Raw genomic sequence first — 25340 nt, 5'->3', positions numbered from 1 at the left:
TGCCCAGATTGGACAGCGAACGAGCGAGGTCGGGTTCGTAGGCGGCCGGATTACCCGCCACCAGCCGACGCCGGATCTCCACCGCCTCCAGCTCGGCGGTCAGAGCTTCAGCCTGCCGCCCCACCCCCGACAGCCGGTTGCCCAGGTTGGACAGCGCTGTAGCGAGGTCGGGTTCGTGGGCGGCCGGGTCGCCGGCCGTCAGCCGACGCCGAATCGCCACCGCCTCCTCCGTGGCAGTCAGAGCCTCAGCCCGCCGCCCCACGCCCGACAGCCGGTTGCCCAGATTGGACAGCGATGCAGCCAGATCGGCTTCGTAGGTGTCCGGTTCACCGGCAGCCAGCCGACGATAGACATCCACCGCCTCCTCAGTGGCAGTCAGAGCCTCATCCCGCCGCCCCACCCCCGACAGCCATGCCCCCAGGTTGGACAGCGCAGCGGCCAGATTGGGCTCGTTGGCAGCCGAGCCGCCGGCGGCCAGCCGACGGTAGACATCCACCGCCTCCTCAGTGGCGGTCAGGGCCTCATCCCGCCGCCCCACCCCCGACAGCCATGCGCCCAGGTTGACCAGCGCAGCGGCCAGCTCAGGTTCATGCGTGGGGTCAGTGCGCGTGAGGTCGCGCCAGACTCCCACAGCGTGTTGGCCGGAGGTGAGGGCTTCGTCGCGCAGTCCGGCGTAGTACTGGCGGATCGCGAGGGTCCCGTGGATGCCGGCACGTGTGGCGGGGTCGTCGGTGGTGGCCAGGCGGTGGTGGGCAAGCCGTGCAGTGATGGCGGCGATGCCGACGTCGAGGTCGGTGTACCGGTCGGCGGGGAGGTGGGGCTCGATGGCTTCCAGAACGGTCAGGTCGAGATTGTCGAGGCCTGCCAGAGCGGCCAGCGCGGTGCCGCCTGCGTGCAGGGCGAGTTCGGGGCGGTTCCTGAGCAGGGGGTAGAGCTGGCCGGTGGCGACGTGGGGCCAGCGGCGGGCAGTTTCGATCAGTACGGTCAGCGCGTCGCGGGTCCACGGCGCGGGAGCGCTGGGGTCGGCGGTGGCCAGGAGGCGGTGGGCGGCCTGATCGGCCCAGTCGTCGGTGACGGCCCCGGGCACCGGGTGGCGGGTGTCGTCGGGACCGGCCGGGGTGGACAGGCCGAGGAAGTCTTCGCCGAGGCGGTCCGGGTAGAGCGGTTCCAGCACCGTCACGGCATGGGCCGGCGCGGGGTAGCAGTAGCGGTGGTCGTCCAGGAGCGTATTGGCGGCCGCCGTGGAGTCGGCAAGCCCGACGTGCTGGAGGGCTGTCCAGCCGTGGGGGCGTGCCAGGGGGCGGGTGAGGGTGGCGGTCAGGACCGTGCGCCCCATCGCCTCGGGGGTGGTGGTCAGCGGCTGCGAGGGGCGCTGGTGCAGGGCGTTCCAGTGGGCCCGTTCGCGTTTGAGGAGGTAGGCGGAGGCGCGGGCGGGGTCGGCGGGGGCGCTCTCGTGGTGGAGGTCGGCGTCCACGGCGGCCAGGGCGGCGATGTGGATGGTCAGGACCTGGGCGTAGTCCTCGTCGGTGTCCAGGTCCGGGGGCGTGGCGATGCGGTCGGCGCGATCTGCCGGCAGCCCGAGGTGGTCGGCGAAGCGGTCCCGGGCCTGGTGGAACAGGTCGGCGCGCGCGTGCGGGTGATCAGCCAGCGGTGGTAGCGGGTGGGCTTCGGCCGGGATGTCGAGCGTGTCGGCGATCCAGGTGTCCAGGCTCTCCCACCAGACTCCGGCCGGGCGGGCGAGCAGCAGGATGCGTACGGGCTGGCCGGTGCGGTGCCAAAGGGGTTCCTGCAGGAGCTTGCGCAGGTCGGGTGTGGGCCAGCGTTCGGCGTAGTCGACGACCAGCAGGATTCCGTTGCCCGCTTCGGGGGGCTCGCTGGTGCCCATGGAGTCTGCGCCGGTTTCGTTGACGGCGGCCTGCCAGACGGTCCACCCCGCCTCGCGGCTCATGCTGGCGAAGTGGGCGGCCAGGCGGGTCTTGCCCTGGCCGCCCGGTCCGTGGACCAGCCTGACGGCGAGCTTCTCCGCCGGTGCGTCGCGCCAGCGGGCCAGCTCGCCCAGGTCGTGGTGGCGGCCGGTGAAGGGCACCACCTGATGCGCGGCCCGCAGCAGCCGGGAGGGCTGCTCGGCCAGCACCCGGGCGCGTACCGGGCGGGCGTCGCCGGGGAAGTCCTCGATCCGGTAGGCGGGCTTCCACTGGTAGACGAACTGGACGTGCTGGGTCGAGAAGGGCCCGACCTGCATGGCGGTCGGACCCTGGAAGGTGCTGTTGTGCACTCCGCCTGCCGTACCCGAGCCCGTTGCCGCGTCGGTCATGCCTGGGGGCCGAAGCGGACGTCCTGCCGGTTGTGGTTGCCGGCCTGGACGGCGGTCGGGCCGGAGAAGGTGTTCCCGGACACCAGGCCAACCCCACCAGAGGACTGCGGCACAGCTTCCTCCAGCAGGTGCCGGAGCTCAGCAGCCGCCCGGGCGCGCTGCTCGTCGTCGCCCATGTCCTCCAGCACGGCCTCGATACGGGTCTGCCACACGGCCTCCTGCCGTGTCCTGACCCGCTCGGCCGTGCCGCTGTCGGTGTCGTCGGCGGTGGCCAGGTCGGCCGCGCTGCGGTCCAGCCGTTCCAGCTCCCCGCGTTCGCGTTCGGCGTCGCCCCGGCCGAACCACCGCGCCAGCCGACCGCGCAGCCCGTACCACGCGTCGTTTCCCGCCGCCTGTACCACCGCGGCTCCCCCCGCTGCGGCCAGTGCCGTCATCGCCTCGGGCAGCATCGTGTCCCCCTCCTGCCGTCGCTCACTCGGTCTGAGACCGTAGCGTCCTACTTGCTGGTACGCAGCGCCTTCATCCGATAACGCTCGGCCACCGCCGCCCGGTTCCCACCCACCGCCGGAGAACCAGGTCAGCGCCCGACCAGGGCCTCCAACACCCGCGCCACCGCCGGGGCCGACTCCGCGCCGGTGCGGGTGGCCGCGATCACGTGGCGCGTGGGGCGGTCGTCGGGCAGGGGGCGGACCACCGCCCCGGCGACCCGGGTGGCGGCCATGCGCGGGACGAGGGCGACGCCCATACCGGCCGCCACCATCGACAGGATGGCCGTCCAGCCGGTCGCCGTATGGGCCTGTTCCGGGACGAAGCCCGCCGCCTCGCACGCCGTCCGCGTGATCTCCGACCAGGGTCCGGAGCCCCCGTAGATCCACGGGTCCGAGGCCAGGTCGGACAGGCGGACCTCGGCCGCCCCCGCCAGCCGGTGGTCCGGGGGCAGGGCGACGTCCAGGGGGTCGACCAGGAGCGGGGTCCGGGTGAAGCGCGGGTCGCGTGCCGTCGGGGCGTGGGCCGCCAGCGTCAGGGCGAGGTCCACCTCACCGGCGGCCAGCAGCTCGTACGCCTCCGCCGCCTCGGCCTCGCGGACCCGGATCGACACCCCCGGACACGACTCCCGCAACGTCGTCACGGCCGGGACGACCAGGGCCGGGATGGCGGTCGGGAAGGCGCCGACCCGTACCTCCCCGGCCTCACCCGCCCGGTACCCGGACAGCTCCGCGTCCGCCCGCTCCAGTTGGGCGAAGACGGCCTCCGCGTGCCGCAGGACCAGTTCGGCGGCGTCGGTGAGGCGGACCCGGCGGCCCTGGGGTTCCAGGAGCGGCACGCCCAGCGACCTGGCCAGGCCGGTCAGCGCCTGCGAGACGGCCGAGGGCGTCATGTGCAGCGCCTCGGCGGTTGCCGTGACCGTGCCCCGGTCCGCGAGCGTCCGCAGGATCCGCAGCTTCTTGATGTCCCACTCCGTCATGCGGCCGAACCTACCGGCGCGCCCCCAGCGCCACCCCACCCAGGATCAGCGCCATGCACAGCAGCTGCGCGGGGCCGGTCGGTTCGCCCAGGAGCAGGAAGCCGAGGACGGCCACGCACACCGGTTGCAGGTAGTAGACGACCCCGGCCCGGGCGGCGCCGATCAGGGTGATCGCCTTGTTCCAGGCGAAGAAGGCGACGGCGGACGAGAAGATCCCGACGTAGAGGAGCGGGCCGACCGTGCCGGCGTCGGCCTCGAAGCCGCCCTGCACGGTGACGGAGACGGCGTACGCGGGGGCCAGCATCAGCGCGCCCAGCACGAAGGTGGTGAAGAGGAAGGCGAGTCCGCCGATCTCCTCGGGCTTGCGGCGCAGCAGCGCGCTGTACGAGGCGAAGGACAGGGCCGCGGCGAACATCCACAGGTCGCCGGCGGCGAAGTCGAGGCCGGGCGAGCCGTCGCCGACCAGCAGCAGGACGCCGGACGCCGCCACGAGCAGCCCCACCGTGCGGCGGGCGCCGAGCTTCTCGCCGCCCACCCGGGCGAAGACCGCCATGATGACCGGCGAGGCGGCCATGATCATGCCCATGGTGCCGGCGGGGGTGGTCAGCCCGGCCTGGTGGACCAGGGTGTTGTAGAGGGCGACGCCGAGCAGGGCGGCCAGGGCGACGTACCCGAAGTGGCGGCGGATCGCCGCCCGCTGGCGCCAGGCCTCGCGGGCGGCGAAGGGGGCGACGGCGAGCAGGGCGATGACCCAGCGCCAGAAGACGGCCTGGACGGGCGGTACGGAGTCGGCCATGCCGCGGGTGGCGACGAAGCTCCCGGACCAGACGACCGTCGCGACCAGGGCGAGGAGGACGCCGAGCCCGGCCGCCCCCTTCGCCCGGGGGGCGCGCCGCGGGGTCGCGGCGGCGGTCGCGGCGGCGGTCGCGGCGGTGCGGACACGGTCCAGGACGGGCACGTCGGGTCTCTCCTCTGAGGTCGGCGGGCTGTGCCGTCCTACCGTCGCACCCGCTCATCCGTCAGGTCCATCGAAATGTTCCGATGGGTTTCTTCAGTAGAACTGAACGTTTCCTTGGGGGCCCGGGGCGGCAGCTGGCCGACCACGGTGGCGGCGAAGGCGATGACCATGCCCGCGATCTGCACCGGTCCGAGCGCCTGGCCGAGCGCGGCCCAGCCGATGACGGCGGCGGTGAGCGGGGAGAGCGGGCCGAGCAGGGTGACGGAGGTGGCGGAGAGCCGGCCGATGCCGCGGAACCACAGCCAGTACGCGATACCGGTGTTGATCAGCATCATGTAGCCGTAGCCGAGGAACGCCCGGCCGTCGAGCACCGGCGGCGCGCCCTCGATCAGGGCCGCGACCGGGATGATGACCAGCCCGCCGGCGGTGAGCTGCCAGCCGGTGACGGCCAGCGGGCCGACCCCCTCCGGGCGCCCCCACCGCTTGGTCATGACGGTGCCGGAGGCCATGGAGGCGGAGGAGATCACGCCGGCGATGACGCCGACCAGGTCGAGGCGGGCCTGCGCGGTGAGGACGACCATGCTCACGCCGAGCGCGGCCACGATGGCGGCGAGCACGGTCCGCAGCCGGGCCCGCTCCCCCAGCAGCAGCGCGGCGAGTCCGACGACGAACAGCGGGCCCGCGGCGCCGAGGACGGCCGCGACACCGCCGGGCAGCCGGTAGGCGGAGAGGAAGAGCAGGGGGAAGAAGGCGCCGATGTTGAGCGTGCCGAGGACGGCGGACTTCCACCACCACTCGCCCTTGGGCAGGGTGCGGGCGAGGGCGGTGAGCAGCAGTCCGGCGGGCAGGGCCCGCATCACGCCGGTGAACAACGGCCGGTCGGGCGGCAGGAGTTCGGTGGCGACGAAGTAGGTGGAGCCCCAGGAGACGGGGGCGAGGGCGGTCAGGGCGACGGTGCCGAAGCGGTTCATGACGGTAACTCCCCGGACGGGTCCAGCCGTTGGGTGTGGCTGAGGTCGTTGTCGAGCGCGATCGGTGCGAACTTCAAGCGTGGGTCCCGTCACTCAAGCGGCGGCCGGGGCCGGGCTGCGCGCCGGATCAAAGTAGATCACTGGCAAGTAGCTTATCGCTAAGCTACTTTCCGTCAAGCCACTTTCTTGCGATCGATCGAGGGGGAACCGGATACTGGGGTCCATGAGCGAGACCCCCGCGCACAGCCGCCGCGACGCCGTCGACGCGATCACCGACCAGTGGTTCGCGGTGCGCCCGGAGCTGGAGACCGGCCCCATGGCCGTCTTCGGCCGCATCTACCGGATCGCCCGGACCGTGGGGGACGAGATGGAACGGGCGTACGGGCGCCACGGCGTCTCGCGCGGCGAGTTCGACGTCATCGGCACGCTGCGCCGTTCGGGTGAGCCGTACACGCTGTCGCCGCGTCAGCTCTCGGCGACGCTGATGCTCACCACGGGCGGTATGACCGGGCGGCTGGACAAGCTGGAGAAGGCGGGGCTGCTCTACCGGCAGCCCGATCCGCACGACCGGCGGGGCCTTCAGGTGGTCCTGACCGAGCGCGGGCTCGAGGTCGCGGACGCGGCGGTCGAGGCCGGCCTGGAGGTGCAGCGCGCCGCGCTGGCGGACTGGTCGCCCGAGGAGGTCGAGCTGCTCGGCGGCCTGCTGCGCCGGCTGATGGCCACCGTCTGAAGCCCCGCCGCGGCACGCGGATCAGAGCACGACAAAGCGCCGGAGATCCCCTGGATCTCCGGCGCCCGGTACGCCCGGCGTCAGGCCTGCGGCTGCTTGCGCGACTTGTCGCCGATCATCACGAGGCCCGCGATGACCAGGAACAGCACGATCGGCAGAATCACGAACAGGCCGATGGTCGCGGCCATGCTCAGGGTCTGGCCCGGGTCGTCGCCGTCGTCGGGGGTCACCGCGAGCGCGGGAGACGTCATCAGCAGCATCATCAGCGTCGTTCCGGCCGTGACGGCGCCGGCGCGCAGAGCGTTCTTCTTGTCCACGATGCAAACGTAGCGAACACCTAAACGAACCGCGCGCCCGGGGGTGCCGTACGGGGCCCCGCCCCCTCCCGTACCGCTCCGAGCAGGGCGTTCGCCCGCTGCGACGCCCGCAGCTCCTCCAGGGTCAGCGGCCGCCCCGCGGCGTCGGCGAGCGGCAGCCGCCAGTTGGGGTACTGGTCCCAGGTCCCGGGCAAGTTCTGGGGCCGCCGGTCGCCGACCGCGTCCGGCAGCCATACGCCGACCAGCCGGGCCGGGGTGCGCGCCAGGAACCCGTACAGCGCGGCGACGGCGGCCTCCTCGCCCTCCGTCGCGAAGCCGTGGGCCGCCAGCACCGCCAGCCACTCGGCGGTGTCGGCGGCGTCCTCGGCCTTCTCCTGCTCCGCCGGGCGGGTCAGCAGGCCCAGCCGGTCGCGCAGTTCGACGTGGCTGCCGCTCAGCTTGGCGGCGGTCGGCGGCAGATCGTGGGTGGTGACGGTGGCCAGGCAGTCCGCACGCCAGGCCGCGGGCTCCAGCGGCCGCCCGTCGCCGTCCCAGTCCCGCTCGAACCACAGCACCGAGGTGCCCAGCACCCCGCGCCGGGCCAGCGCCTGCCGGACCCGCGGCTCGACCGTGCCGAGGTCCTCGCCGATGACCACGACCTGGGCGCGGTGCGCCTCCAGCACCAGCAGGGCGAGCATGGCCTCGCCGTCGTAGGTGACGTACGTGCCCTCGGCGGGCGGGCTGCCCTCGGGCACCCACCAGAGCCGGAACAGCCCCATCACGTGATCGATGCGCAGGGCGCCGGCCCCGCGGAACAGGGCACGCAGCAGCGCGCGGTACGGGGCGTAGCCGGTGGCGGCCAGGGTGTCCGGGCGCCAGGGCGGCAGCCCCCAGTCCTGTCCGCGGGCGTTGAAGGCGTCCGGCGGTGCGCCCACCGTCATGCCGGGGGCGTACAGACCGGGGGCGGCCCAGACGTCGGCGCCCTCCGGATGGACGCCGACCGCGAGGTCGTGGACGATCCCGACGCTCATCCCGGCGTCCTTGGCGGCCCGCTGGGCGGCGGTCAGCTGAGCGTCGGTCAGCCAGGCGAGCCAGCGGTGGAAGTCGGCCCGGTCCTCGCCGGCCCCTTCGGCGCGGGCGCACCAGGCGGCGTGGGCGTCGAGGTCGGGGCCGGCGGCGGCGCGGTAGGCGGCGTAGGCGGCCTCGCGGGCGGGCTCGCGGGGGACGGCGTACAGCAGTTCCAGTGCGGAGCGCTTGACGGCCCAGACCGCGTCGCGGTCGATGTGGGCGCCCTTGTCCAGGACCTCGGTCCGCAGCCGCGCCCCCTCGTCCGCCAGCGCCGCCAGGGCCTGGCGCGCGCCGCAGCGGGCGTACTCGGGGACGTCCTCGACGCGCAGGTAGACCGGGTCCGGGAAGCGCCGCGAGGAGGGCCGGTACGGGGAAGGGTCGGTGGGCGTCCCGGGTACGGCGGTGTGCAGCGGGTTGATCTGCACGAAGCCGGCGCCGTGGGTGCGCCCGGCCCAGTCGGCCAGCTCGGCGAGGTCGCCGAGGTCGCCCATGCCCCAGGAACGCTCCGACAGCAGCGAGTAGAGCTGGACGAGCAGCCCGAGCGCCCGGCCGGGCACGGCTGGGGCGCGCTCGGGGGCCACGATGAGGGTGGCGGTGGCCGTCCGGCCGTCCGGCGCGGTGGCGTGGGCCCGGTGGACGCCCAGCGGGAGTTCCTCCCGCCACGGCACCTCTCCGCCGCCCTCCAGCCGTACCCGTACGGTCAGGTCCGGCGCCGTGAGGGCGGCCGGGGCGGGGCCGCCGGCCCACTGCACGACCGTCGGCGGCAGCAGCCGCGGCGGCGTGCCGGGCTCTCCGGCGTCGGCCCCGAGGGCCCGGAGCACGGCGTGGACCGTGCGTTCGGGCACCTGGACGGTGACGTCCCGGGAGGGCTGGTAGGAGGTGGCAACGCCATGCAGGCCGGCGAGCCGGGCCAGGTCCATCGGCATCCCCTGTCTAGTCGCCCGCAGCGGCGGCGGGCGTGGTGGGCTCGCTCGTCAACGGTGCCTCGTCGGTGAGCGGCGGCTCGCTGGTCAGCGGCGCATGAGCGGTATCGGCAAGCGGGGGCTCACTCGTGAGCGGGCCCCGGACCTGGCGGGGCACGGCGAGCGCTCTGACACGGGCGGTGGCGGGCACGGACGCCTCCTGGCGGGGGGTGCGGCGGACACCGCAGCCTTACCCACGGGCGGGCCGCACACGCCTGCCGCGGCAACAACCTGCCGGGGCTCCACCGCCGCTCCCGCACGCCTCGAACGCCGGCGGCGCGGCAGGCGCTCGCCGGCGTCCGGGGCCGCCCGGCGTCAGGAGGCCACGACGGCCGGTGCCGTGATGCGGGCGAGGGCGTCGTCCGCACCGTACGGCTGGAGGTACGGCATCCAGCGCGGATCCCGGTGACCGGTGCCGATGATCCGCCAGGCCAGGCCCGAGGGCGGCGCCGGCTGGTGCCGCAGCCGCCAGCCGAGGTCGACCAGGTGCCGGTCGGCCTTGACGTGGTTGCAGCGCCGGCACGCCGCGACGACGTTGTCCCACACGTGCTGACCGCCCCGGCTGCGCGGGATGACGTGGTCGACGCTGGTGGCGACACCGCCGCAGTACATGCAGCGGCCGCCGTCACGCGCGAACAGGGCGCGCCGGGTGAGTGGAACGGGCCCCCGGTAGGGGACCCGTACGAAACGCTTGAGTCTGACCACGCTGGGCGCGGGGACGACTCTGGTCGCGCTGTGCAGGTAGGCGCCGGATTCTTCCAGGGAGACGGCCTTGTTCTCCAGGACGAGGACGAGCGCGCGGCGGAGCGGTACGACGCCGAGGGGCTCGTACGACGCGTTGAGGACCAGGACATGCGGCACGGATGCCTCCTTGTACGCCGGCGGCGCGTGGCTCGCGCCGGGACGATCTGCCTTCAGTCTCTCCTTCCTGCTGGCCGGAGCGCCACCACGCGCCCGTAACGGGTCGGAGGTGTTTTCAACCACACCCCGTTCATCCCCAGGTGAGCCTCGTCTCTCCCTCGAACATCGCGAACTCCCGGCAAGGGGGTACGGGGAATGCCCCGTTAGTGTGGAAGGCCTGCCCGTGCACCCCGCTTCCGGGCAGGCCGCTACACCTGGAGGTTTCCCGTCGTGCCCTGGCCCGCCGCCGCTGCGCTGCCCCTGGCAGCCGACGTTCCGGACACATCCGCCACGGTCAAGGAGGCTCAGGAGAGCGTCACCAACGCCGCGAGCTTCATCGAGGAGAACTGGGCCACCTGGCTGAGCATCGGCCTGCGCATCCTGCTGATCATCGTGATCGCGCTGGCGCTGCGCTCGGTGGTCCGCAAGGCCCTGACCAAGCTGATAAACCGTATGAACACCAGCGCCGAGGCCGTCGAGGGCACGGCCCTGGGCGGGCTGCTGGTCAACGCCGAGCGGCGCCGCCAGCGCTCGGAGGCCATCGGTTCGGTCCTGCGGTCGGTGACATCGTTCCTGATCATGGGCACGGCCGCGCTGATGGTGCTCGCCGCGCTGAAGATCGATCTGGCCCCGCTGCTGGCGAGCGCCGGTGTGGCCGGTGTGGCGATCGGCTTCGGCGCCCGCAACCTGGTCACCGACTTCCTCTCCGGCGTCTTCATGATCATGGAGGACCAGTACGGCGTCGGCGACAAGATCGACGCGGGTGTGGCCTCCGGCGAGGTGATCGAGGTCGGGCTGCGCGTGACGAAGCTGCGCGGCGACAACGGTGAGATCTGGTACGTCCGCAACGGCGAGATCAAGCGGATCGGCAACCTCAGCCAGGGCTGGGCGACCGCCATGGTCGACGTCCAGGTCCGGCCGTCCGAGGACCTGCACCGGATCCGCGAGGTGATCCAGGAGGTCGCCGAGGCGTTCGCCAAGGACGAGCCGTGGAACGAGCGCCTGTGGGGCCCGGTCGAGGTGCTCGGCCTGGACGAGGTGCTGCTGGCCTCGATGACCGTGAAGGTGTCGGCGAAGACGATGCCCGGCAAGCAGTTCGGCGTGGAGCGCGAGCTGCGCTGGCGCATCAAGGAGGCGTTCGACTCGGCCGGCATCAAGATCGTCGGCGGCCTGCCGGAGGCGGACGACGAGGCGCCCGCCGCCGACCCGGCGGCGGCCGTGGCCGCGCCGTCGGCGCTGGCCAACCCGGCCTCGCCGCAGTCGCTGGCGACCACCCCGATCCCGCCGCAGGCCGCGCCCGTCGGCCCCAAGATCACCAAATAGCCGGATCCGCACCGCGCCGCTGCCCCCGCGTCCCTTTTCGCGGGGGCAGCGGCATGGACACACCCATTGACACGCCTCAAAACACGATAGGAAACTTACCTAACAGTTCACCTCACCGAGGGATTCCTGAGGGAGACACGACCGACATGCCCGCCGGCACCACCCCCGGAACACCCAGCCTCCTGCGCGCCATGAACGACCGGGCCGCGCTGGAACTGCTGCTGGCGCACGGCCCGCTGTCACGGACCCGGATCGGCCGCCTGACCGGCCTGTCCAAGCCCACCGCCTCCCAGCTGCTCGCCCGGCTGGAGGCCGCCGGACTGGTCGTCGCCACCGGCACCGCCGGAGGCCGCCCCGGCCCCAACGCCCAGCTGTACGCGCTCAACGCCCGCGCCGCCTACGTCGCCGGCCTCGACGTCACCCCGGAGCGGATCCTGGCCGCCGTCGCCGACCTCGCCGGCGACCGCGTCGGCGGCTTCGAGCTGCGCACCGCCGGATCCCGCGTCCCGGTCGTCGAACAGGTCACCCAGGCCCTCGGGGAGGCCGTCAAGGACGCCGGGCTGCAGCGCTCCGACATCCACCGCCTGGTCATCGCCACCCCCGGCGCCTTCGACCCGCACACCGGGCAGCTGCGCTACGCGAGCCACCTGCCCGGCTGGCACTCCCCCACCCTGCTCAGCGAGCTGGCGGCGGCCCTGCCGATGCCGGTCGAGTACGAGAACGACGTCAACCTCGCCGCGGTCGCCGAGCAGCGCCTCGGTGCCGCCCGCGGCCACCAGGACTTCGTCCTGCTGTGGAACGAGGAGGGCCTGGGCGCGGCCCTGGTGCTCGGCGGGCGGCTGCACCGCGGCTGGACCGGCGGCGCGGGCGAGGTCGGCTACCTCCCGGTGCCCGGCCACCCGCTGGTCCGGCAGGTCACCCGGGCCAACAGCGGCGGCTACCAGGAGCTGGCCGGCGTCCAGGTGCTGCCGAGGCTGGCCGCCGAGTACGGGGTCGGCCTGCCGCCTGCCCCGGAGGCCGGGGCCGCCATCGCGTACGGGGCGCAGGTCGCCGCCGGCGTGGCGCTGCTGGCCTCGGCCGCCGCCGACCCCGAGGGGGCGCACCTGGCGTTCCTCCAGGCGTACGCCACCGGGCTGGCCACCGGTCTGGCCTCGCTGGTCGCCGTACTGGACCCGGAGATCGTGGTGCTGTCCGGCGCCCTGATCGCGGCGGGCGGCGAACCCCTGCGCCGCCTCGTGGAGGCCGAGCTCGCCGAACTGGCCCCTTCGCGGCCCCGCCTGGTCACGGGCGAGGTGTGCGAGCGGCCCGTACTGCGCGGCGCGCTGGAGAGCGCGCTGGCCGCCACCCGCGACGAGGTCTTCGACACCTCCCGCTGAACCACCCCCGCACCACCCGAGCGCCACCGAAGCCCCACCCCCGCACGTCCCGCACGTCCCGCACGTCCCGCACGTCCCGCACGTCCCGCACGTCCCGCACGTCCCGCACGTCCGCACCGCCTGCCAGGAAGTCCTCCCGCACGGAAGCGAGACACCGTCATGCCCAGAGCCCGCCGCCTCACCACCGCCGCGACCCTGCTGACCGCGATATCCCTGCTCATGAGCGCCTGTACCGGTCAGAGCGGGAACGAGGCCGCCGACGATCCGAAGGCCGACGTCACGCTCAACTTCTGGCACGGCTGGTCGGCTCCGAGCGAGGTCGAGGCAATCGAGGCGAACATCGACCGGTTCCGGGCGGCGCACCCGAACATCAAGGTCGACGTCACCGGCAACATGACCGACGAGAAGATCAACCAGGCGCTGCGCGCGGGCGGCGACAAGGCGCCGGACGTGGTCTCCTCCTTCACCACCGACAGCGTGGGCAAGTTCTGCAACTCGGGCGCCTTCATCGACCTGAACCCCTTCCTGAAGACGTCGCAGATCGACAAGACCAAGGTCTTCCCGAAGACGCTGCTGGACTACACCCAGTTCAACGGCAACCAGTGCACGCTGCCGCTGCTCAACGACGCGTACGGGCTGGTCTACAACAACGACGCCTTCAAGGCGGCCGGCATCACCGAGCCACCCCGCACCTGGAGCCAGTTCACCGAGGTCGCGCAGAAGCTGACCAAGCCCAACGGCGACTCCTACGACCAGGTCGGCCTGATGCCCACCTTCCACGGCTACGAGACCACCCCCATGCGGCTGGCCGCGCAGTGGAGCCCGACGTACTTCGGCCCCGACGGCAAGTCCAACCTGGCCAAGGACCCGGCCTTCGCGAAGATGCTGACGGCGCAGAAGGACCTGGTGGCCAAGCTCGGCGGCTACGAGAAGCTGGAGAGGTTCCGGGCCGGCTTCGGTGACGAGTGGAGCGCCGAGCACCCCTTCCACAAGGGCCAGGTCGCCATGCAGATCGACGGCGAGTGGCGGGTGAACATGGCCAAGGAGGCCGGGGTCGGCTTCGAGATCCGCACCGCGCCGCTGCCCGTCCCGGACGACCAGGCGGCCGACTACGGCAAGGGCTACGTCTCCGGCACCATCATGGGCATCGCCTCGGGCAGCAAGAAGCAGAACGCGGCCTGGGAGCTGGTGAAGTACATGACCACCGACACCGAGGCGGTGGTGGCCTTCGCCAACGGCATCCACAACGTGCCCTCCACGCTGGCGGCCCTGGAGTCGCCGAAGCTGAACGTGACGCCCGAGTTCAAGACGTTCATGGACATCGCCCGGCACCCCAAGTCCAGCACCACCCCGGCCCAGCCCGACGGCGGCACCTACCAGCTGACCTTCACCGACTTCGCGTACGCGGTCGAGAAGGGCGACGTCGCCGACATCCCGGCCGGTCTCGCCAAGACCGACCAGCAGATCGACACGGACATCGCGAAGGCGAAGTAGCACCCCGATGAGCACCTCCCCGCACCCCCTGCGGACGAAGCGCCGGCGGTCCGCCCTGCGGACCGCGGCCTTCATGTCCCCGTGGCTGATCGGGTTCAGCGTCTTCTTCGCCTACCCGCTCGTCTCCACCGTGTACTTCTCCTTCACCAAGTACGACGGCTTCCGCCCGCCCGTCTTCAACGGGCTGGACAACTGGACGTACCTGTTCACCCAGTACCCGCTGTTCTGGCCGGCCATGGGCAACACCGTGTGGCTGGTCATCCTGATGACCGGCTGCCGGGTGCTGTTCGGCCTGGGCATCGGCCTGCTGATCACGCGGATCAAGACGGGTGCGGGCCTGTTCCGGACCCTGTTCTACGTGCCCTACCTGGCCCCGCCGGTGGCCGCGACCCTCGCCTTCGTCTTCCTCCTCAACCCCGGCACGGGCCCGGCCAACACCCTGCTGGACGCGGTCGGGCTGCCCACGCCCGGCTGGTTCACGGACCCCGACTGGTCCAAGCCCGCGCTCACCCTGCTCGCCCTGTGGGGCGTCGGCGACCTGATGGTCATCTTCATGGCCGCGCTGCTCGACGTACCCAAGGAGCAGTACGAGGCGGCCGAGCTGGACGGGGCCGGGCCCTGGCAGCGGTTCCGGCACATCACGCTGCCGAACATCTCGCCGATCATCCTGTTCGCGGTGGTCACCGGCGTGATCCAGGCGATGCAGTACTACACGCAGCCGCTGGTCGCGGGGAAGGTGGCGGCCGGTGTGATCGGCGGCTCGGGGCAGCAGTTCGAGCCGGGCTACCCGGACAAGTCCACCCTCACCCTCCCCCAGCTCGTCTACAACGCCGGCTTCCAGCGCTTCGACTACGGCACCGCGTGTGCCGTCGCGCTGGTCCTCTTCGCGCTGAGCATGGCCTTCACCGCGCTGCTGATGCGGCGCCGGGGCGGCCTGATGGGGACAGGTGACCACGCATGACCCAGGTGATCGAACGGACCGCCCCGCGCGGTCCGCAGGCCCCCGGCCCGGCCGGCCCGGCGGCAGCCGCCCGCCGCGCCCGGCGGCAGGCGGTCCTGCACTGGATCGCGGTGCACTCCCTGGGCGTGGCCGCCGCCCTCTTCTTCATCCTGCCGTTCGTCTTCCTCTTCCTCACCTCCCTGATGAGCGACCAGCAGGCGCTGACCCGCGACCTGTGGCCGCGCACCTGGGAGTGGGGCAACTACGGCACGGTGTGGGACACGCCCGGCTTCCTGACCTGGTGGCGCAACACGCTGCTGTACGCCGGGCTCGGCACCCTGTTGACCGTGGTGTCCTCGATCCCCGTCGCGTACGCGCTCGCCACGTTCCGCTTCCGCGGGCGCAAGCTGTCGCTGCTGCTGGTGATCGCCATGATGATGCTGCCGCCGCAGGTCGTGGTCATCCCGATGTACCTGTTCTGGGCCCAGCAGCTGGACCTGTCGGGCACCCTGTGGCCGCTGATCATCCCGACGGCGTTCGGGGACGCGTTCTCCATCTTCCTGCTGCGCCAGTTCCTGCTGACCATCCCCGACGAGTACCTGGACGCGGCCAGGGTCGACGGCTGCGGCGAGGTGCGCACCCTGCTGCGGGTGGTCCTGCCGATGGCCAGGCCCGCGATCGCCGCCGTCGCCCTCTTCCAGTTCTTCGCGCTCTGGAACGACTACTTCGGCCCGCAGATCTACGCCTCCGACAATCCCGCCGCCTGGACGCTCAGCTACGGACTGGAGTCCTTCAAGGGGGCGCACCACACCAACTGGAACCTCACCATGGCCGCCACCGTGCTGGTCATGGCGCCGGTGATCGTCCTCTTCTTCTTCGCCCAGAAGGCGTTCGTCGAAGGCGTCACCCTGACCGGAGTGAAAGGCTGATGACGTTGAAACTCGCAGTGGTGGGCGGCGGTTCCACCTACACGCCCGAACTGGTCGACGGATTCGCCCGGCTGCGCGAGACCCTGCCGCTCGACGAACTGGTGCTGATCGACCCCGCCGCCGACCGGCTGGAGCTGGTCGGCGGCCTGGCCCGGCGGATCTTCGCCCGGCAGGGACACCCCGGCACCGTCACGACCACCGCCGACCTCTACGCGGGGGTGGCCGGCGCCGACGCGGTCCTGCTCCAGCTGCGGGTCGGCGGACAGGCCGCCCGGCAGCAGGACGAGACCTGGCCGCTGGAGTGCGGCTGCGTGGGGCAGGAGACCACCGGCGCGGGCGGCCTGGCCAAGGCGCTGCGCACGGTGCCGGTGGTCCTCGACATCGCCGAGCGGGTACGGCGCTCCAGCCCCGACGCGTGGATCGTCGACTTCACCAACCCGGTCGGGATCGTCACCCGGGCCCTGCTGCGGGCCGGTCACAAGGCGGTCGGCCTGTGCAACGTGGCGATCGGATTCCAGCGGAAGTTCGCGGCGCTGCTGGACCTGGCGCCGGGCGAGCTGCACCTGGACCACGTCGGGCTCAACCATCTGACGTGGGAGCTGGGCGTACGCCGCGGCGGCCCGGACGGCCCCGACCTGCTGCCGGAGCTGCTGGCCGCGCACGGCGAGGCGCTCGCCGCCGACCTGGGCCTGCCGCGGGCCGTACTGGACCGCCTCGGCGTCGTCCCCTCGTACTACCTGCGCTACTTCTACGCGCACGACGAGGTGGTGCGCGAACTGGCGACGAAGCCCTCGCGGGCCGCCGAGGTCGCCGCGATGGAGCGGGAACTGCTCCGCATGTACGGCGACCCGCAGCTGGACGAGAAGCCGGAGCTGCTGGCCAAGCGCGGCGGCGCCTTCTACTCGGAGGCGGCCGTGGACCTGACGGCGGCCCTGCTGGGCGACGGCGGGTCACCGGTACAGGTCGTCAACACCCTCAACAACGGGACCCTGCCGTTCCTCGCGGACGACGCGGTCGTCGAGGTCCCCGCCCGCGTGACCGCCGCCGGCCCGGTGCCGCTGCCGGTACCGCGGCTGGACCCGCTGTACGCCGGCCTGGTCGCGCACGTCAGCGCGTACGAGGACCTCGCCCTGGACGCGGCGCTGCGCGGCGGGCGCGACCGGGTGGCCGCCGCGCTGCTCGCGCACCCGCTGGTCGGCCAGTTCGACCGGGCCGAGGGGCTCACCGACCGGCTGCTGGCGCACAACAAGGAGCACCTGGCATGGGCGTGAGGCGGCCCGCCGTGCTCGCGGTCGACGCGGGCAACAGCAAGACGGACGTGGCGCTGGTCGACGCCGACGGCACGATCCTCGGCACCGGCCGCTCGGGCGGCTTCCAGCCGCCGCGGGTGGGCGTGTCCGCGGCCGTGGACATCATCGGGCAGGCCGTGGCGGAGGCGGCCCGGGCCGCGGGTCTGCCCCGGCCGGCCCCCGGCGCCCCGTACGCCGACCAGGTCGCCGCGTGCCTGGCCAACGCCGACCTGCCGGTCGAGGAACGGCGGCTGGCCGACGCGCTCCGTGCGCGCGGCTGGGGCGCGGCCACCGAGGTCCGCAACGACACCTTCGCGATCCTGCGCGCCGGGGTGGACGAGCCGCGCGGTGTCGCGGTGGTCTGCGGCGCGGGCATCAACTGCGTGGGGATGCTGCCGGACGGGCGCACCGCGCGGTTCCCGGCGCTGGGGCAGATCTCCGGCGACTGGGGCGGCGGGGCGGGGCTCGCGGCGGAGGCGATGTTCCGGGCGGCGCGGGCCGAGGACGGCCGGGGCGGTCCGACCGGGCTGCGGGAGGCGCTGCCGGCGCACTTCGGGCTGGGTTCGGTGTACGAGCTCATCGAGGCGCTGCACCTGGGCACCATCGAGTACCGGCGCACCCACGAGATGGTGCCGGTGCTCTTCGAGGTCGCCGCGGCCGGCGACCCGGCGGCCCGCTCGGTCGTGGAACGGCAGGCAGACGAGGTGGTGGCGCTGGCGGCGGTGGCCCTGGCCCGGCTGGACCTGCTGGAGCAGGAGGCGCCCGTCGTGCTCGGCGGCGGGGTGCTGGCGGCCGGGAACCCGCTGCTCAACGGCCGCATCGAGGCGGGGCTGGCCGAACGCGCCCCGCACGCCCGGGTGTCGGTGGTGACCGCGCCGCCCGTGCTGGGCGCGGCCCTGCTCGGGCTGGACGCGCTGGGCGCGCCCCGGGAGACGTACGCGAAACTCCGTGCTCATTTCGGGTGATCGGGACCGCGCGTACGGCGGGTCTGGAACCGTGAGGGTCGTCAGGACGTATTGACGGTGAAGGGGCGGCCGACGTCGGATGCGCAAGATCCGGGGCCGGGTGCTGTGGAGGACCGTCGTTGCGGCCATACTGCTGCGCTGGGGGACAGTCGACGACCGAGGGGGAGGTCACGGTGGCCATCACGACGCGCGCGCCCGCGCCCGGAGGCGGGGCCGCCGTGCCGCCGCCCCGGCGGGGCACGGCCTTCCGGGAAGGCGTCGAGCGGCTGCGGGCTGCCGCCACGACCGAGCCCGGGCGGCTGCGGATCATCGGCGCCGTGCTGGCCGTCCTGGTGCTGCTGTTCGGCGCGGTGACGGTCGCGGAGGTCTCCGCCCGGTCGAGTGCCGCGCGGGACGTGGTCGGGCGCAGCCAGCCGCTGAGCGCGGTCGCGGCGGGCATCTACCGTTCCCTGGCGGACGCGGACACGGCGGCCTCCAGCGGCTTCCTCACCAGCGGCCAGGAGCCGCGGGAGATACGCGAGCGCTACGAGGAGGACATCGCGACCGCCTCGCGGCTGCTGGTGGAGGCCGCGGCCGGCACGCGGGCCGACGAGGAGTCCCGGCGTGAGATCGCCCTGCTCGGCGAGCAGCTGCCCCGCTACACGGGGCTGGTCGAGCAGGCCCGCGCCACCAACCGGCAGGGGCTGCCGCTGGGCGGCGCCTATCTGCGGTACGCCAACGAGCAGATGACCACCCTGCTGCTGCCGGCGGCGCAGCGGCTGTACGAGACCGAGACCGGCCGGCTCCACCGGGACCACGACGAGGCCCGCGCCTGGCCGTCGGCCTCGCTCGCGGCCGGCGTGCTGGCGATCGCGGGCCTGGTGTGGGCGCAGCGGCGCGAGTACCGGCGTACCAACCGGGTGTTCAACCAGGGGCTGGTGGCCGCGACGGCCGCCACCGTGGTGGTGCTGCTGTGGCTGGCCGTGGGGCACGGGGTGGCCCGGGCGGGGCTGGGCGAGGCCCGCTCCGACGGGCAGGAGTCGCTGAAGGTGCTGGGCGACGCCCGGATCGCGGCGCTCCAGGCACGGGCCAGCGAGAACCTGACGCTGATCGCGCGGGGCGCGGTGCTGGCCGAGGACAACAAGTCCGACAAGTACGACGTGGACTTCACCACGAACGTCAAGGCGCTGGACGCGGGGCTGGCGGCGGCGCTGGAGCTGGCCGACGACGACGCGGGGCGCGGCCCGGTCACCCGGGCGGCGGAGGGCGTCGCGCAGTGGAAGGAACGGCACGCGGCGGCCCGCGAGACCGACCTGCGGGGCGACTACGAGCTGGCGCTGCCCCAGGTGATCGGCGGCAAGGACAGCAGCGGCGCCTCCTTCGACGTGGTGGACGCCTCGCTGGCGCAGGCGGTGGAACACGAGCAGCGGGAGTTCACCCGCGCCGCCGAGGCCGGACTGGGCGCGCTCGGCGGGCTGATGACGGGTGCGGCGGTGCTGGCCCTGGCGGGCGCGACGGCGGCCGTCCTGGGCATCGGTCGCAGGCTTTCGGAATACAGGTGAGGCGGATGCGCGTGCGCGGGCGGCGAAACGTGGGCCGGACACCGGCGGCGGCTCCCGGGACCGGCGGTCCGGGAACCGGAGCGGCAGCGCGGGGCGGCCGTACGGGCCCGGCCCGGCTGCGCGGCTGGGGCGGGGTCAGCGCCATGGCGGCCGCCTGCGCGGTGACCGCCGCCGCGGTGCTGGTCCCGCTGGCCCGGGACGCGGCGGGCGGGTCCGCGGTCCGCGAGGCCGCCGCGGCCCCGGCCGCGCCGGGGGCCCCGGGGGCTCCGGTCGTACCGCAGGCCCTGGCCGACACCTGCCCGGACCCGGAGGCCAGCCTGCGCCCGGGCGGGGTGGACGGCGAGGCCATCGCCCGTATCCGGAAGGCGGGCAAGCTGGTCGCGGGCGTGGACCAGAACAGCTTCCGCTGGGGCTACCGCAACCCGGTCGACGGCAAGCTCGACGGCTTCGACATCGCCCTGGTCAAGGCCATAGCCAAGGACATCCTCGGCAACGAGAACGCGGTCATCTACCGGGCCATCCCCACCAACCAGCGCATCCCCGCCCTCCAGGAGGGCCGCGTCGACATCGTGGTGCGGACCATGACCATCAACTGCAAGCGGCTGGAGGACGTCGCCTTCTCGACGGCGTACTTCGAGGCCGGGCAGCAGGTGCTGGCCCCGAAGAACTCGGCCGTCACCGGGTTCGACGACTCCCTGCGGGGCAAGCGGGTGTGCACGGCGGCCGGCTCCACCGCGGAGGCCGAGCTGAAGAAGGACGCGCACGGCGCGCGGCCGCTCACCGTCCCCAACCAGCTGGACTGCCTGGTACGGCTCCAGCTCGGCGAGGTCGACGCCGTCGTCACCGACAACGCGCTGGCCGCCGGCCAGGCCGCCCAGGACCCCTCGGTCAAGCTGGTCGGCCGGCCGTTCACCCGGGAGTTCTACGGTGTGGCGATGAACAAGGACGCCACCGACCTGGTGCGCCGCGTCAACCAGGTGCTGGAGAACTACCGTGCGGGTGGCGACAACAGCGAGTGGATGAAGGCGTACGTCCTGTATCTGCGGGACGATCTGCCCGGAGTCACCGCTCCCCCGGCGCCCAAGTACCGGGACGGCTGAGCGCGTGGCGGGCAGGGAGAGTCAGGGTGCGGCGGATACGGAGGCGGGTTCGAGGGTGATGGACCGGGACGACGTCGACCGTGCGCTGGCCCGGCTGGAGGCCGAGCACGAGGCGGTCGAGACCTCGCTGCTGGCGCTCCAGGACCATGCCGGGCGCCGGCTGCTGGAAGGGGCCGAGCTGACGGGGGTGACCCGGGAGCGGTGGGCGGCCGCGGACGCGGACATCGCCCGGCTGTGGACGTACTTCGACGCCTACAGCGGGGCGCTGACCGCCGCCCGCAAGATCCGCGAGCGGCGCCGCTGGCCCGGCCGGGAGGAGCTGGCCGAGCTCACCGAGCGGCTGCGCGGCCCCGGGGTGCTGATCGCCGGCTCGGCCGCCGAGGGCGCCCCGCTGGCGGAACGCTGCTCGCTGGCCGAGCTGGTGGCCCGGATGAACGAGCTGTACGCGAGCTCGCTGGACGTGGTGGTGGCCGCCGACGCGGTCTGGTCGGCGCTGCCCGCCCGGATCGACCTGCTCGCCGCCGAACTGCACCGCACGCGCTCGCTCGCGCACTCGGTGGGGGTACGGCCCGGCGAGCACCCCTCGGGCGAGGACCTGGCCCGGATCACCGCGGAGCTGACGGCGCTGCGCGCGGAGGTGATCGCGGACCCGCTGGCCTTCTGGACCCCGGCGGCGGGCAGTTCCGCGCCGGGCGGCGGGCGGCCGGACACCGTGCGCTACGACCGGGCGGCGCGCGCGCTGGAGGACGTACGGCGGGAGATCGAGGCGGTGCTGGCGGTCCGCCAGGACGCCGAGGCGCGGCTGATCAGCCTGCGGGACGTCCTCTCGCGCGCGGACCGGACCCTGGCGGAGGCCCGCACGGCGCGCGGCGAGGTGCTCGCGAAGATCGCGGCCTCCGAGGTGCCGGCGGTCAGCGGGCCGCCCACCGCGCTGCAGGAGCAGCTGTCGGCGGCGGCCGAGTACCGCAGGAACGCCCAGTGGCACCGGCTCTCGCCGCTGCTGGAGTCCCTGGAGGAGCGGGCCGAGGACGAACTGCGCCGGGCCCGGGAGTCCTTGACGGCCGTGACCGCGCCCCTGGCGGTCCGGGCCGAGCTGCGCGGACGGCTGGACGCCTACCGGGCGAAGGTGGCCCGGCACGGGATGGCGGAGGACCCGCTGCTGATCGAGCGGTACGACGTGGCGCGGCGGATGCTGTGGAGCGCGCCCTGCGACCTGCGGGTGGCCGAACAGGCCGTGCTGCGCTACCAGCAGGCGGCGGCCGAGGTCCTGGTGCCGCGGCAGTACGGGCCCGACGGGCCGCAGGAGGAGGGCGCATGAGCCTGATGGGGACCGCGTGCGGCCGCGCCGGCTGTCCGGGCGCGTACGAGGACATGGGCGGCGGCGAGCTGTACTGCGACACGTGCGGCCTGGCACCGGCGGGCGGCGCGGCGGCTGCGGCTGCGGCTGCGGCGTCGCCGGGGGCCGCGGAGCTGGTGTCGCCGCCGACCGGGATGACGAGCGCGGCACGCGGCGGCGGCTCCGGCCGCTCGCAGTCGTCGCGCTCGTCGGGGTCCGCGCGCTCCTCGCGGTCCTCGCGGTCCTCGCGGTCGTCCTCCTCGCGCCGCTCGGTGTCGGGGCGGCTCTCGCGCGCCCTGTCGGGCGCCGGGTCCGGGTCGGGGTCGGGGTCGGGGTCGGGGTCGACGTCCACCCGGTCGGTCTCGGTGCGCAGTTCGGGCCCCGCCTCGGCGTCCTCGGGCCGCAACCGGCTGGGCGCCGGCCTGGTCGCCGTACCGGAGGTGCCGCGTCCGGACCCGTCGGCGGCGGTGCTGGCCGACCCCGAGGTGCCCGAGCGCAAGCGGTTCTGCTCGAAGTCGGACTGCGGTGCGCCGGTGGGGCGCGCGCGGGGCGACCGGCCGGGGCGGACGGAAGGGTTCTGCACCAAGTGCGGCCACCCGTACTCCTTCGTGCCGAAGCTGCGGGCGGGCGACGTGGTCCACGGGCAGTACGAGGTGGCGGGCTGCCTCGCGCACGGCGGCCTGGGCTGGGTGTACCTGGCGGTCGACCGTGCCGTGTCGGACCGGTGGGTGGTGCTCAAGGGCCTGCTCGACACCGGCGACCAGGACGCGATGGCGGCGGCGATTTCGGAGCGGCGCTTCCTCGCGGAGATCGAGCACTCCAACATCGTGCGGATCTACAACTTCGTGGAGCACCTGGACCAGCGGACGGGCTCGCTGGACGGGTACATCGTGATGGAGTACGTCGGCGGCAAGTCGCTGAAGGAGATCGCGAACGAGCGGCGCCGGCCGGACGGCCGCCGGGACCCGCTCCCCGTCGAGCAGGCGTGCGCGTACGGCATCGAGGCGCTGGAGGCGCTCGGGCACCTGCACAGCAGAAACCTTCTGTACTGCGACTTCAAGGTCGACAACGCGATCCAGCAGCAGGACCAGCTGAAGCTGATCGACATGGGCGCGGTGCGCCGGATGGACGACGGCGAGTCGGCCATATACGGCACGATCGGCTACCAGGCGCCGGAGGTGGCGGAGGCCGGGCCGTCGGTCGCGTCCGACCTGTACACGGTCGCGCGCACGCTGGCCGTCCTGACCTTCGACTTCCAGGGCTACACGAACGTGTTCGCGGACTCGCTGCCGGATCCGGAGCACATCGAGGTCTTCCGGCGGTACGAGTCGTTCTACCGGCTGCTGGTCCGGGCGACGGACCCGGACCCGGGGCGCCGGTTCGCGTCGGCGCAGGAGATGGCGGACCAGCTGACGGGCGTGCTGCGGGAGGTCGTCGCCCTCCAGACCGCCCGTCCGCGCCCGCACCTGTCGACCCTGTTCGGCCCGGAGCTTCGCGTCCCGGACACCCAGCTGTACGCCGACGGCGTGGGCACGGAGGTCTCCCGCCTGGGCCTCCGCACGGCGACGCCTCCGAGGGCAGGCCTGTCCACCCTCTTCCCCCGCCGCCGCCCGAAGGCAACGACGCCGGTGGCGCCGACGGCGAGGGCCGCCGCGGACCCGGCGTCCGCGACCGCCCGGAGCACCCCGCCGGGCCCGGGACCGACGACCGGTCCGGCGAGCCCGGCGCCGATGGGCGCGGCGGCACCCGCTGATCCCGCGCTCGGGCTCCCGGGCCGGCCGCCGGTGAGCCCGAGCGGCACGGCGGGGCCGAGGTCCCACGGAGCCCCGAGCACCCCGGCACCCCACGGGGCGCCCCCTGTCTCAGCTGTTGCCCCGGCTACGCCGGGCGCGCCGACCACCTCCGGCCCCGGATCGGCCCCCGTGCCCGTCGGCGCGTCGTACCCCGGCGGGGCGGCCGGGGCGTGGCACGGCGGGAGCTCCGGGACGGACCCGATGGCGGGCAGCGGGCCGGGGCAGGCCCCGTACCCCGGCGAGCCGTCCGCACCGTGGCCCGGCACGGACCCGGTCCCGGGTACCCCGGCATCACCCCGTCACCCCGACGGCCCCCCGTCCGGCGGCGCGTCGTACCCCGGCGGGGCGGCCGGGGCGTGGGCCGGCACTGCCACCGGGACGGGCCCGGTCACGGGCGCCCCCGCGGGGCAGGGCGGGGGCGTCGCCGGCGGCAGTGGGTCGGTGCAGGGCTCCCCGGGCGGGACATCGGGCGGGGGTTCCGGCTCCGTCGGGGGAGCCGCGTACGCCGGGGCGGGCCGGAACACGGCCGGCGTCGGAACGGGGTTGGGGACGGCCGTCACGCATGTGGCCGGGGTGGGCGTGCCCGGGCCGCGGCCCGCGCCGGCCGTCACCGTCGCGCCGCCCGCGGTGGCCGGCCCGGGGCGGGCCCCGGCGACCACGGGCGGGCCGGCCATGCCCGACGCGCGCGCCACCGCGCTGGCGCTGCCCGTGCCGCTGGTCGACCCGCGGGACCCCAACGCCGGCTTCCTGGCCGGTCTGCAGTCCTCCGCTCCCGCCGACCTGGCGGCCGCCCTCGCCGCCGCGCCCGCCGACTCCGCCGAGCTGCGGCTGCGTGAGCTGCGCGCCCGCCTCGAACTGGACGAACTCGGCGTGGCCGGCCGCACGCTGGCCGAGCTGGAGGCCCGCCACCCCGACGACTGGCGCGTGGTCTGGGCCCGCGGCATCGTCTCGCTCGCCACCGGCGACGACGAGATAGCGGCGCTGTCCTTCGACGCGATCTACGACGCCTTCCCCGGCGAGCCCGCGCCCAAGCTGGCGCTGGGGCTGTGCGCCGAGATCCTGGGACAGCTGGACAACGCGGCCGAGTACTACCACCTCGTCTGGATCACCGACCCCGCTTTCGTCAGCGCCGCGTTCGGGCTGGCCCGGGTCCAGCTGGCAACCGGGGACCGGGCCGCGGCCGTACGCACGCTGGAATCCGTACCGGAGAGTTCCATCCACTACACGGCCGCACGGGTGGCAGCGGTACGGGCACGCCTGCGCGACCGGGCGCCGCACGAGGAGCTGCTGCCCGACCTGACGGCGGCCGCCGCGCAGGTGGAGGCGCTGGGACGGGCCGGACTGGACGCGGTGCGCCACGAGCGGCTGGCCACGGAGGTTCTGGGCTCGGCCCTCGACTGGGTACTGTCGGGTAGCCGGGGTGCCGACCCCGGCCGGACCTCGCTGCTCGGCAGTCAACTGGACGAGCGGGGCCTGCGCTTCGGCCTGGAGCGCTCGTACCGCGTCCTCGCTCGGCTGGCGCAGCGAGGCGAGGAGAGGATCGAACTGGTGGAACGGGCAAACCGTTTCCGTCCCCGGACGTGGGTGTGA

Annotated in this window: 21 protein-coding genes; 12 read left to right on the top strand and 9 right to left on the bottom strand. The window is 74.0% G+C overall.

Annotation, left to right across the window (positions count from 1 at the left end; translation table 11 throughout):
- From ACIPXB_RS13185 to ACIPXB_RS13165, 5 genes are all read right to left on the bottom strand, one after another.
- Nucleotides 1–2275, bottom strand: a 2275-nt coding sequence (locus ACIPXB_RS13185; protein ID WP_401448409.1) for a tetratricopeptide repeat protein, incomplete at its 3' end; no start/stop codon positions are given.
- A gap of 35 nt (nucleotides 2276–2310) precedes the next feature.
- Nucleotides 2311–2763 (bottom strand): hypothetical protein, encoded by a 453-nt coding sequence (locus ACIPXB_RS13180; protein ID WP_401448407.1) that lies wholly within the window; start codon nucleotides 2761–2763, stop codon nucleotides 2311–2313.
- 128 nt (nucleotides 2764–2891) lie between these two features.
- Nucleotides 2892–3779, bottom strand: coding sequence for a LysR family transcriptional regulator (locus ACIPXB_RS13175; protein WP_401448404.1), 888 nt, complete (start codon nucleotides 3777–3779; stop codon nucleotides 2892–2894).
- Between the two features lie 10 nt (nucleotides 3780–3789).
- Entirely contained in the window at nucleotides 3790–4737 is a 948-nt protein-coding gene (locus ACIPXB_RS13170) for a DMT family transporter (protein WP_401448401.1), read from the bottom strand.
- A 38-nt stretch (nucleotides 4738–4775) separates the two neighbouring features.
- Entirely contained in the window at nucleotides 4776–5708 is a 933-nt protein-coding gene (locus tag ACIPXB_RS13165) for an EamA family transporter (protein ID WP_401448399.1), read from the bottom strand.
- Between the two features lie 223 nt (nucleotides 5709–5931).
- Here ACIPXB_RS13165 and ACIPXB_RS13160 point away from each other — a divergent pair, with 223 nt between their 5' ends.
- Complete coding sequence (locus ACIPXB_RS13160; protein ID WP_401448396.1) at nucleotides 5932–6438, top strand: MarR family winged helix-turn-helix transcriptional regulator; 507 nt, start codon at nucleotides 5932–5934, stop codon at nucleotides 6436–6438.
- A gap of 80 nt (nucleotides 6439–6518) precedes the next feature.
- On the opposite strand, the gene ACIPXB_RS13155 is transcribed toward ACIPXB_RS13160, so the two are convergent.
- From ACIPXB_RS13155 to ACIPXB_RS13140, 4 genes are all read right to left on the bottom strand, one after another.
- Nucleotides 6519–6755 (bottom strand): hypothetical protein, encoded by a 237-nt coding sequence (locus ACIPXB_RS13155; RefSeq protein ID WP_401448393.1) that lies wholly within the window; start codon nucleotides 6753–6755, stop codon nucleotides 6519–6521.
- A 20-nt stretch (nucleotides 6756–6775) separates the two neighbouring features.
- Nucleotides 6776–8722, bottom strand: a complete 1947-nt coding sequence (gene malQ / locus ACIPXB_RS13150; RefSeq protein ID WP_401448391.1) for a 4-alpha-glucanotransferase — start codon at nucleotides 8720–8722, stop codon at nucleotides 6776–6778.
- 13 nt (nucleotides 8723–8735) lie between these two features.
- Nucleotides 8736–8915, bottom strand: coding sequence for a hypothetical protein (locus tag ACIPXB_RS13145; RefSeq protein WP_401448388.1), 180 nt, complete (start codon nucleotides 8913–8915; stop codon nucleotides 8736–8738).
- Between the two features lie 164 nt (nucleotides 8916–9079).
- Nucleotides 9080–9625, bottom strand: coding sequence for an HNH endonuclease (locus ACIPXB_RS13140; RefSeq protein ID WP_401448386.1), 546 nt, complete (start codon nucleotides 9623–9625; stop codon nucleotides 9080–9082).
- 270 nt (nucleotides 9626–9895) lie between these two features.
- Between ACIPXB_RS13140 and ACIPXB_RS13135 the strand changes: the two genes are divergently transcribed.
- From ACIPXB_RS13135 to ACIPXB_RS13085, 11 genes are all read left to right on the top strand, one after another.
- Nucleotides 9896–10987: a mechanosensitive ion channel family protein gene (locus ACIPXB_RS13135; protein ID WP_401448384.1), complete on the top strand. Its 1092-nt coding sequence runs from the start codon at nucleotides 9896–9898 to the stop codon at nucleotides 10985–10987.
- A gap of 146 nt (nucleotides 10988–11133) precedes the next feature.
- On the top strand, nucleotides 11134–12363 hold the full coding sequence (locus tag ACIPXB_RS13130) for an ROK family transcriptional regulator (RefSeq protein WP_401448382.1): 1230 nt from the start codon (nucleotides 11134–11136) through the stop codon (nucleotides 12361–12363).
- A 159-nt stretch (nucleotides 12364–12522) separates the two neighbouring features.
- Nucleotides 12523–13857 (top strand): ABC transporter substrate-binding protein, encoded by a 1335-nt coding sequence (locus ACIPXB_RS13125; protein ID WP_401448381.1) that lies wholly within the window; start codon nucleotides 12523–12525, stop codon nucleotides 13855–13857.
- A gap of 7 nt (nucleotides 13858–13864) precedes the next feature.
- The gene (locus ACIPXB_RS13120; RefSeq protein ID WP_401448379.1) at nucleotides 13865–14818 is read left to right on the top strand and encodes a carbohydrate ABC transporter permease; all 954 of its coding nucleotides are present in this window, start codon (nucleotides 13865–13867) and stop codon (nucleotides 14816–14818) included.
- The gene (locus ACIPXB_RS13115) at nucleotides 14815–15726 is read left to right on the top strand and encodes a carbohydrate ABC transporter permease (protein ID WP_401448377.1); all 912 of its coding nucleotides are present in this window, start codon (nucleotides 14815–14817) and stop codon (nucleotides 15724–15726) included. The genes ACIPXB_RS13120 and ACIPXB_RS13115 overlap by 4 nt, the downstream gene beginning before the upstream one ends.
- A 5-nt stretch (nucleotides 15727–15731) precedes the next feature.
- A complete protein-coding gene (locus ACIPXB_RS13110) occupies nucleotides 15732–16997 on the top strand; it encodes a 6-phospho-beta-glucosidase (RefSeq protein ID WP_401448908.1) in 1266 nt (421 codons plus the stop codon).
- Nucleotides 16988–17980, top strand: coding sequence for an N-acetylglucosamine kinase (locus ACIPXB_RS13105; protein ID WP_401448375.1), 993 nt, complete (start codon nucleotides 16988–16990; stop codon nucleotides 17978–17980). The genes ACIPXB_RS13110 and ACIPXB_RS13105 overlap by 10 nt, the downstream gene beginning before the upstream one ends.
- A 173-nt stretch (nucleotides 17981–18153) precedes the next feature.
- Nucleotides 18154–19521: a hypothetical protein gene (locus ACIPXB_RS13100; RefSeq protein WP_401448373.1), complete on the top strand. Its 1368-nt coding sequence runs from the start codon at nucleotides 18154–18156 to the stop codon at nucleotides 19519–19521.
- Between the two features lie 143 nt (nucleotides 19522–19664).
- Nucleotides 19665–20621 carry a glutamate ABC transporter substrate-binding protein gene (locus tag ACIPXB_RS13095; RefSeq protein WP_401448906.1) on the top strand — a complete coding sequence of 319 codons (957 nt, stop codon included), beginning with the start codon at nucleotides 19665–19667 and terminating at the stop codon, nucleotides 20619–20621.
- Between the two features lie 58 nt (nucleotides 20622–20679).
- The gene (locus ACIPXB_RS13090; protein WP_401448370.1) at nucleotides 20680–21939 is read left to right on the top strand and encodes a hypothetical protein; all 1260 of its coding nucleotides are present in this window, start codon (nucleotides 20680–20682) and stop codon (nucleotides 21937–21939) included.
- A 5-nt stretch (nucleotides 21940–21944) separates the two neighbouring features.
- Entirely contained in the window at nucleotides 21945–25340 is a 3396-nt protein-coding gene (locus tag ACIPXB_RS13085) for a tetratricopeptide repeat protein (protein ID WP_401448903.1), read from the top strand.

It is taken from the genome of Streptomyces sp. NPDC090022 (genome assembly GCF_044748145.1).
GTDB lineage: Bacteria > Actinomycetota > Actinomycetes > Streptomycetales > Streptomycetaceae > Streptomyces.
This window is presented reverse-complemented; position numbering and strand designations above follow the sequence as displayed.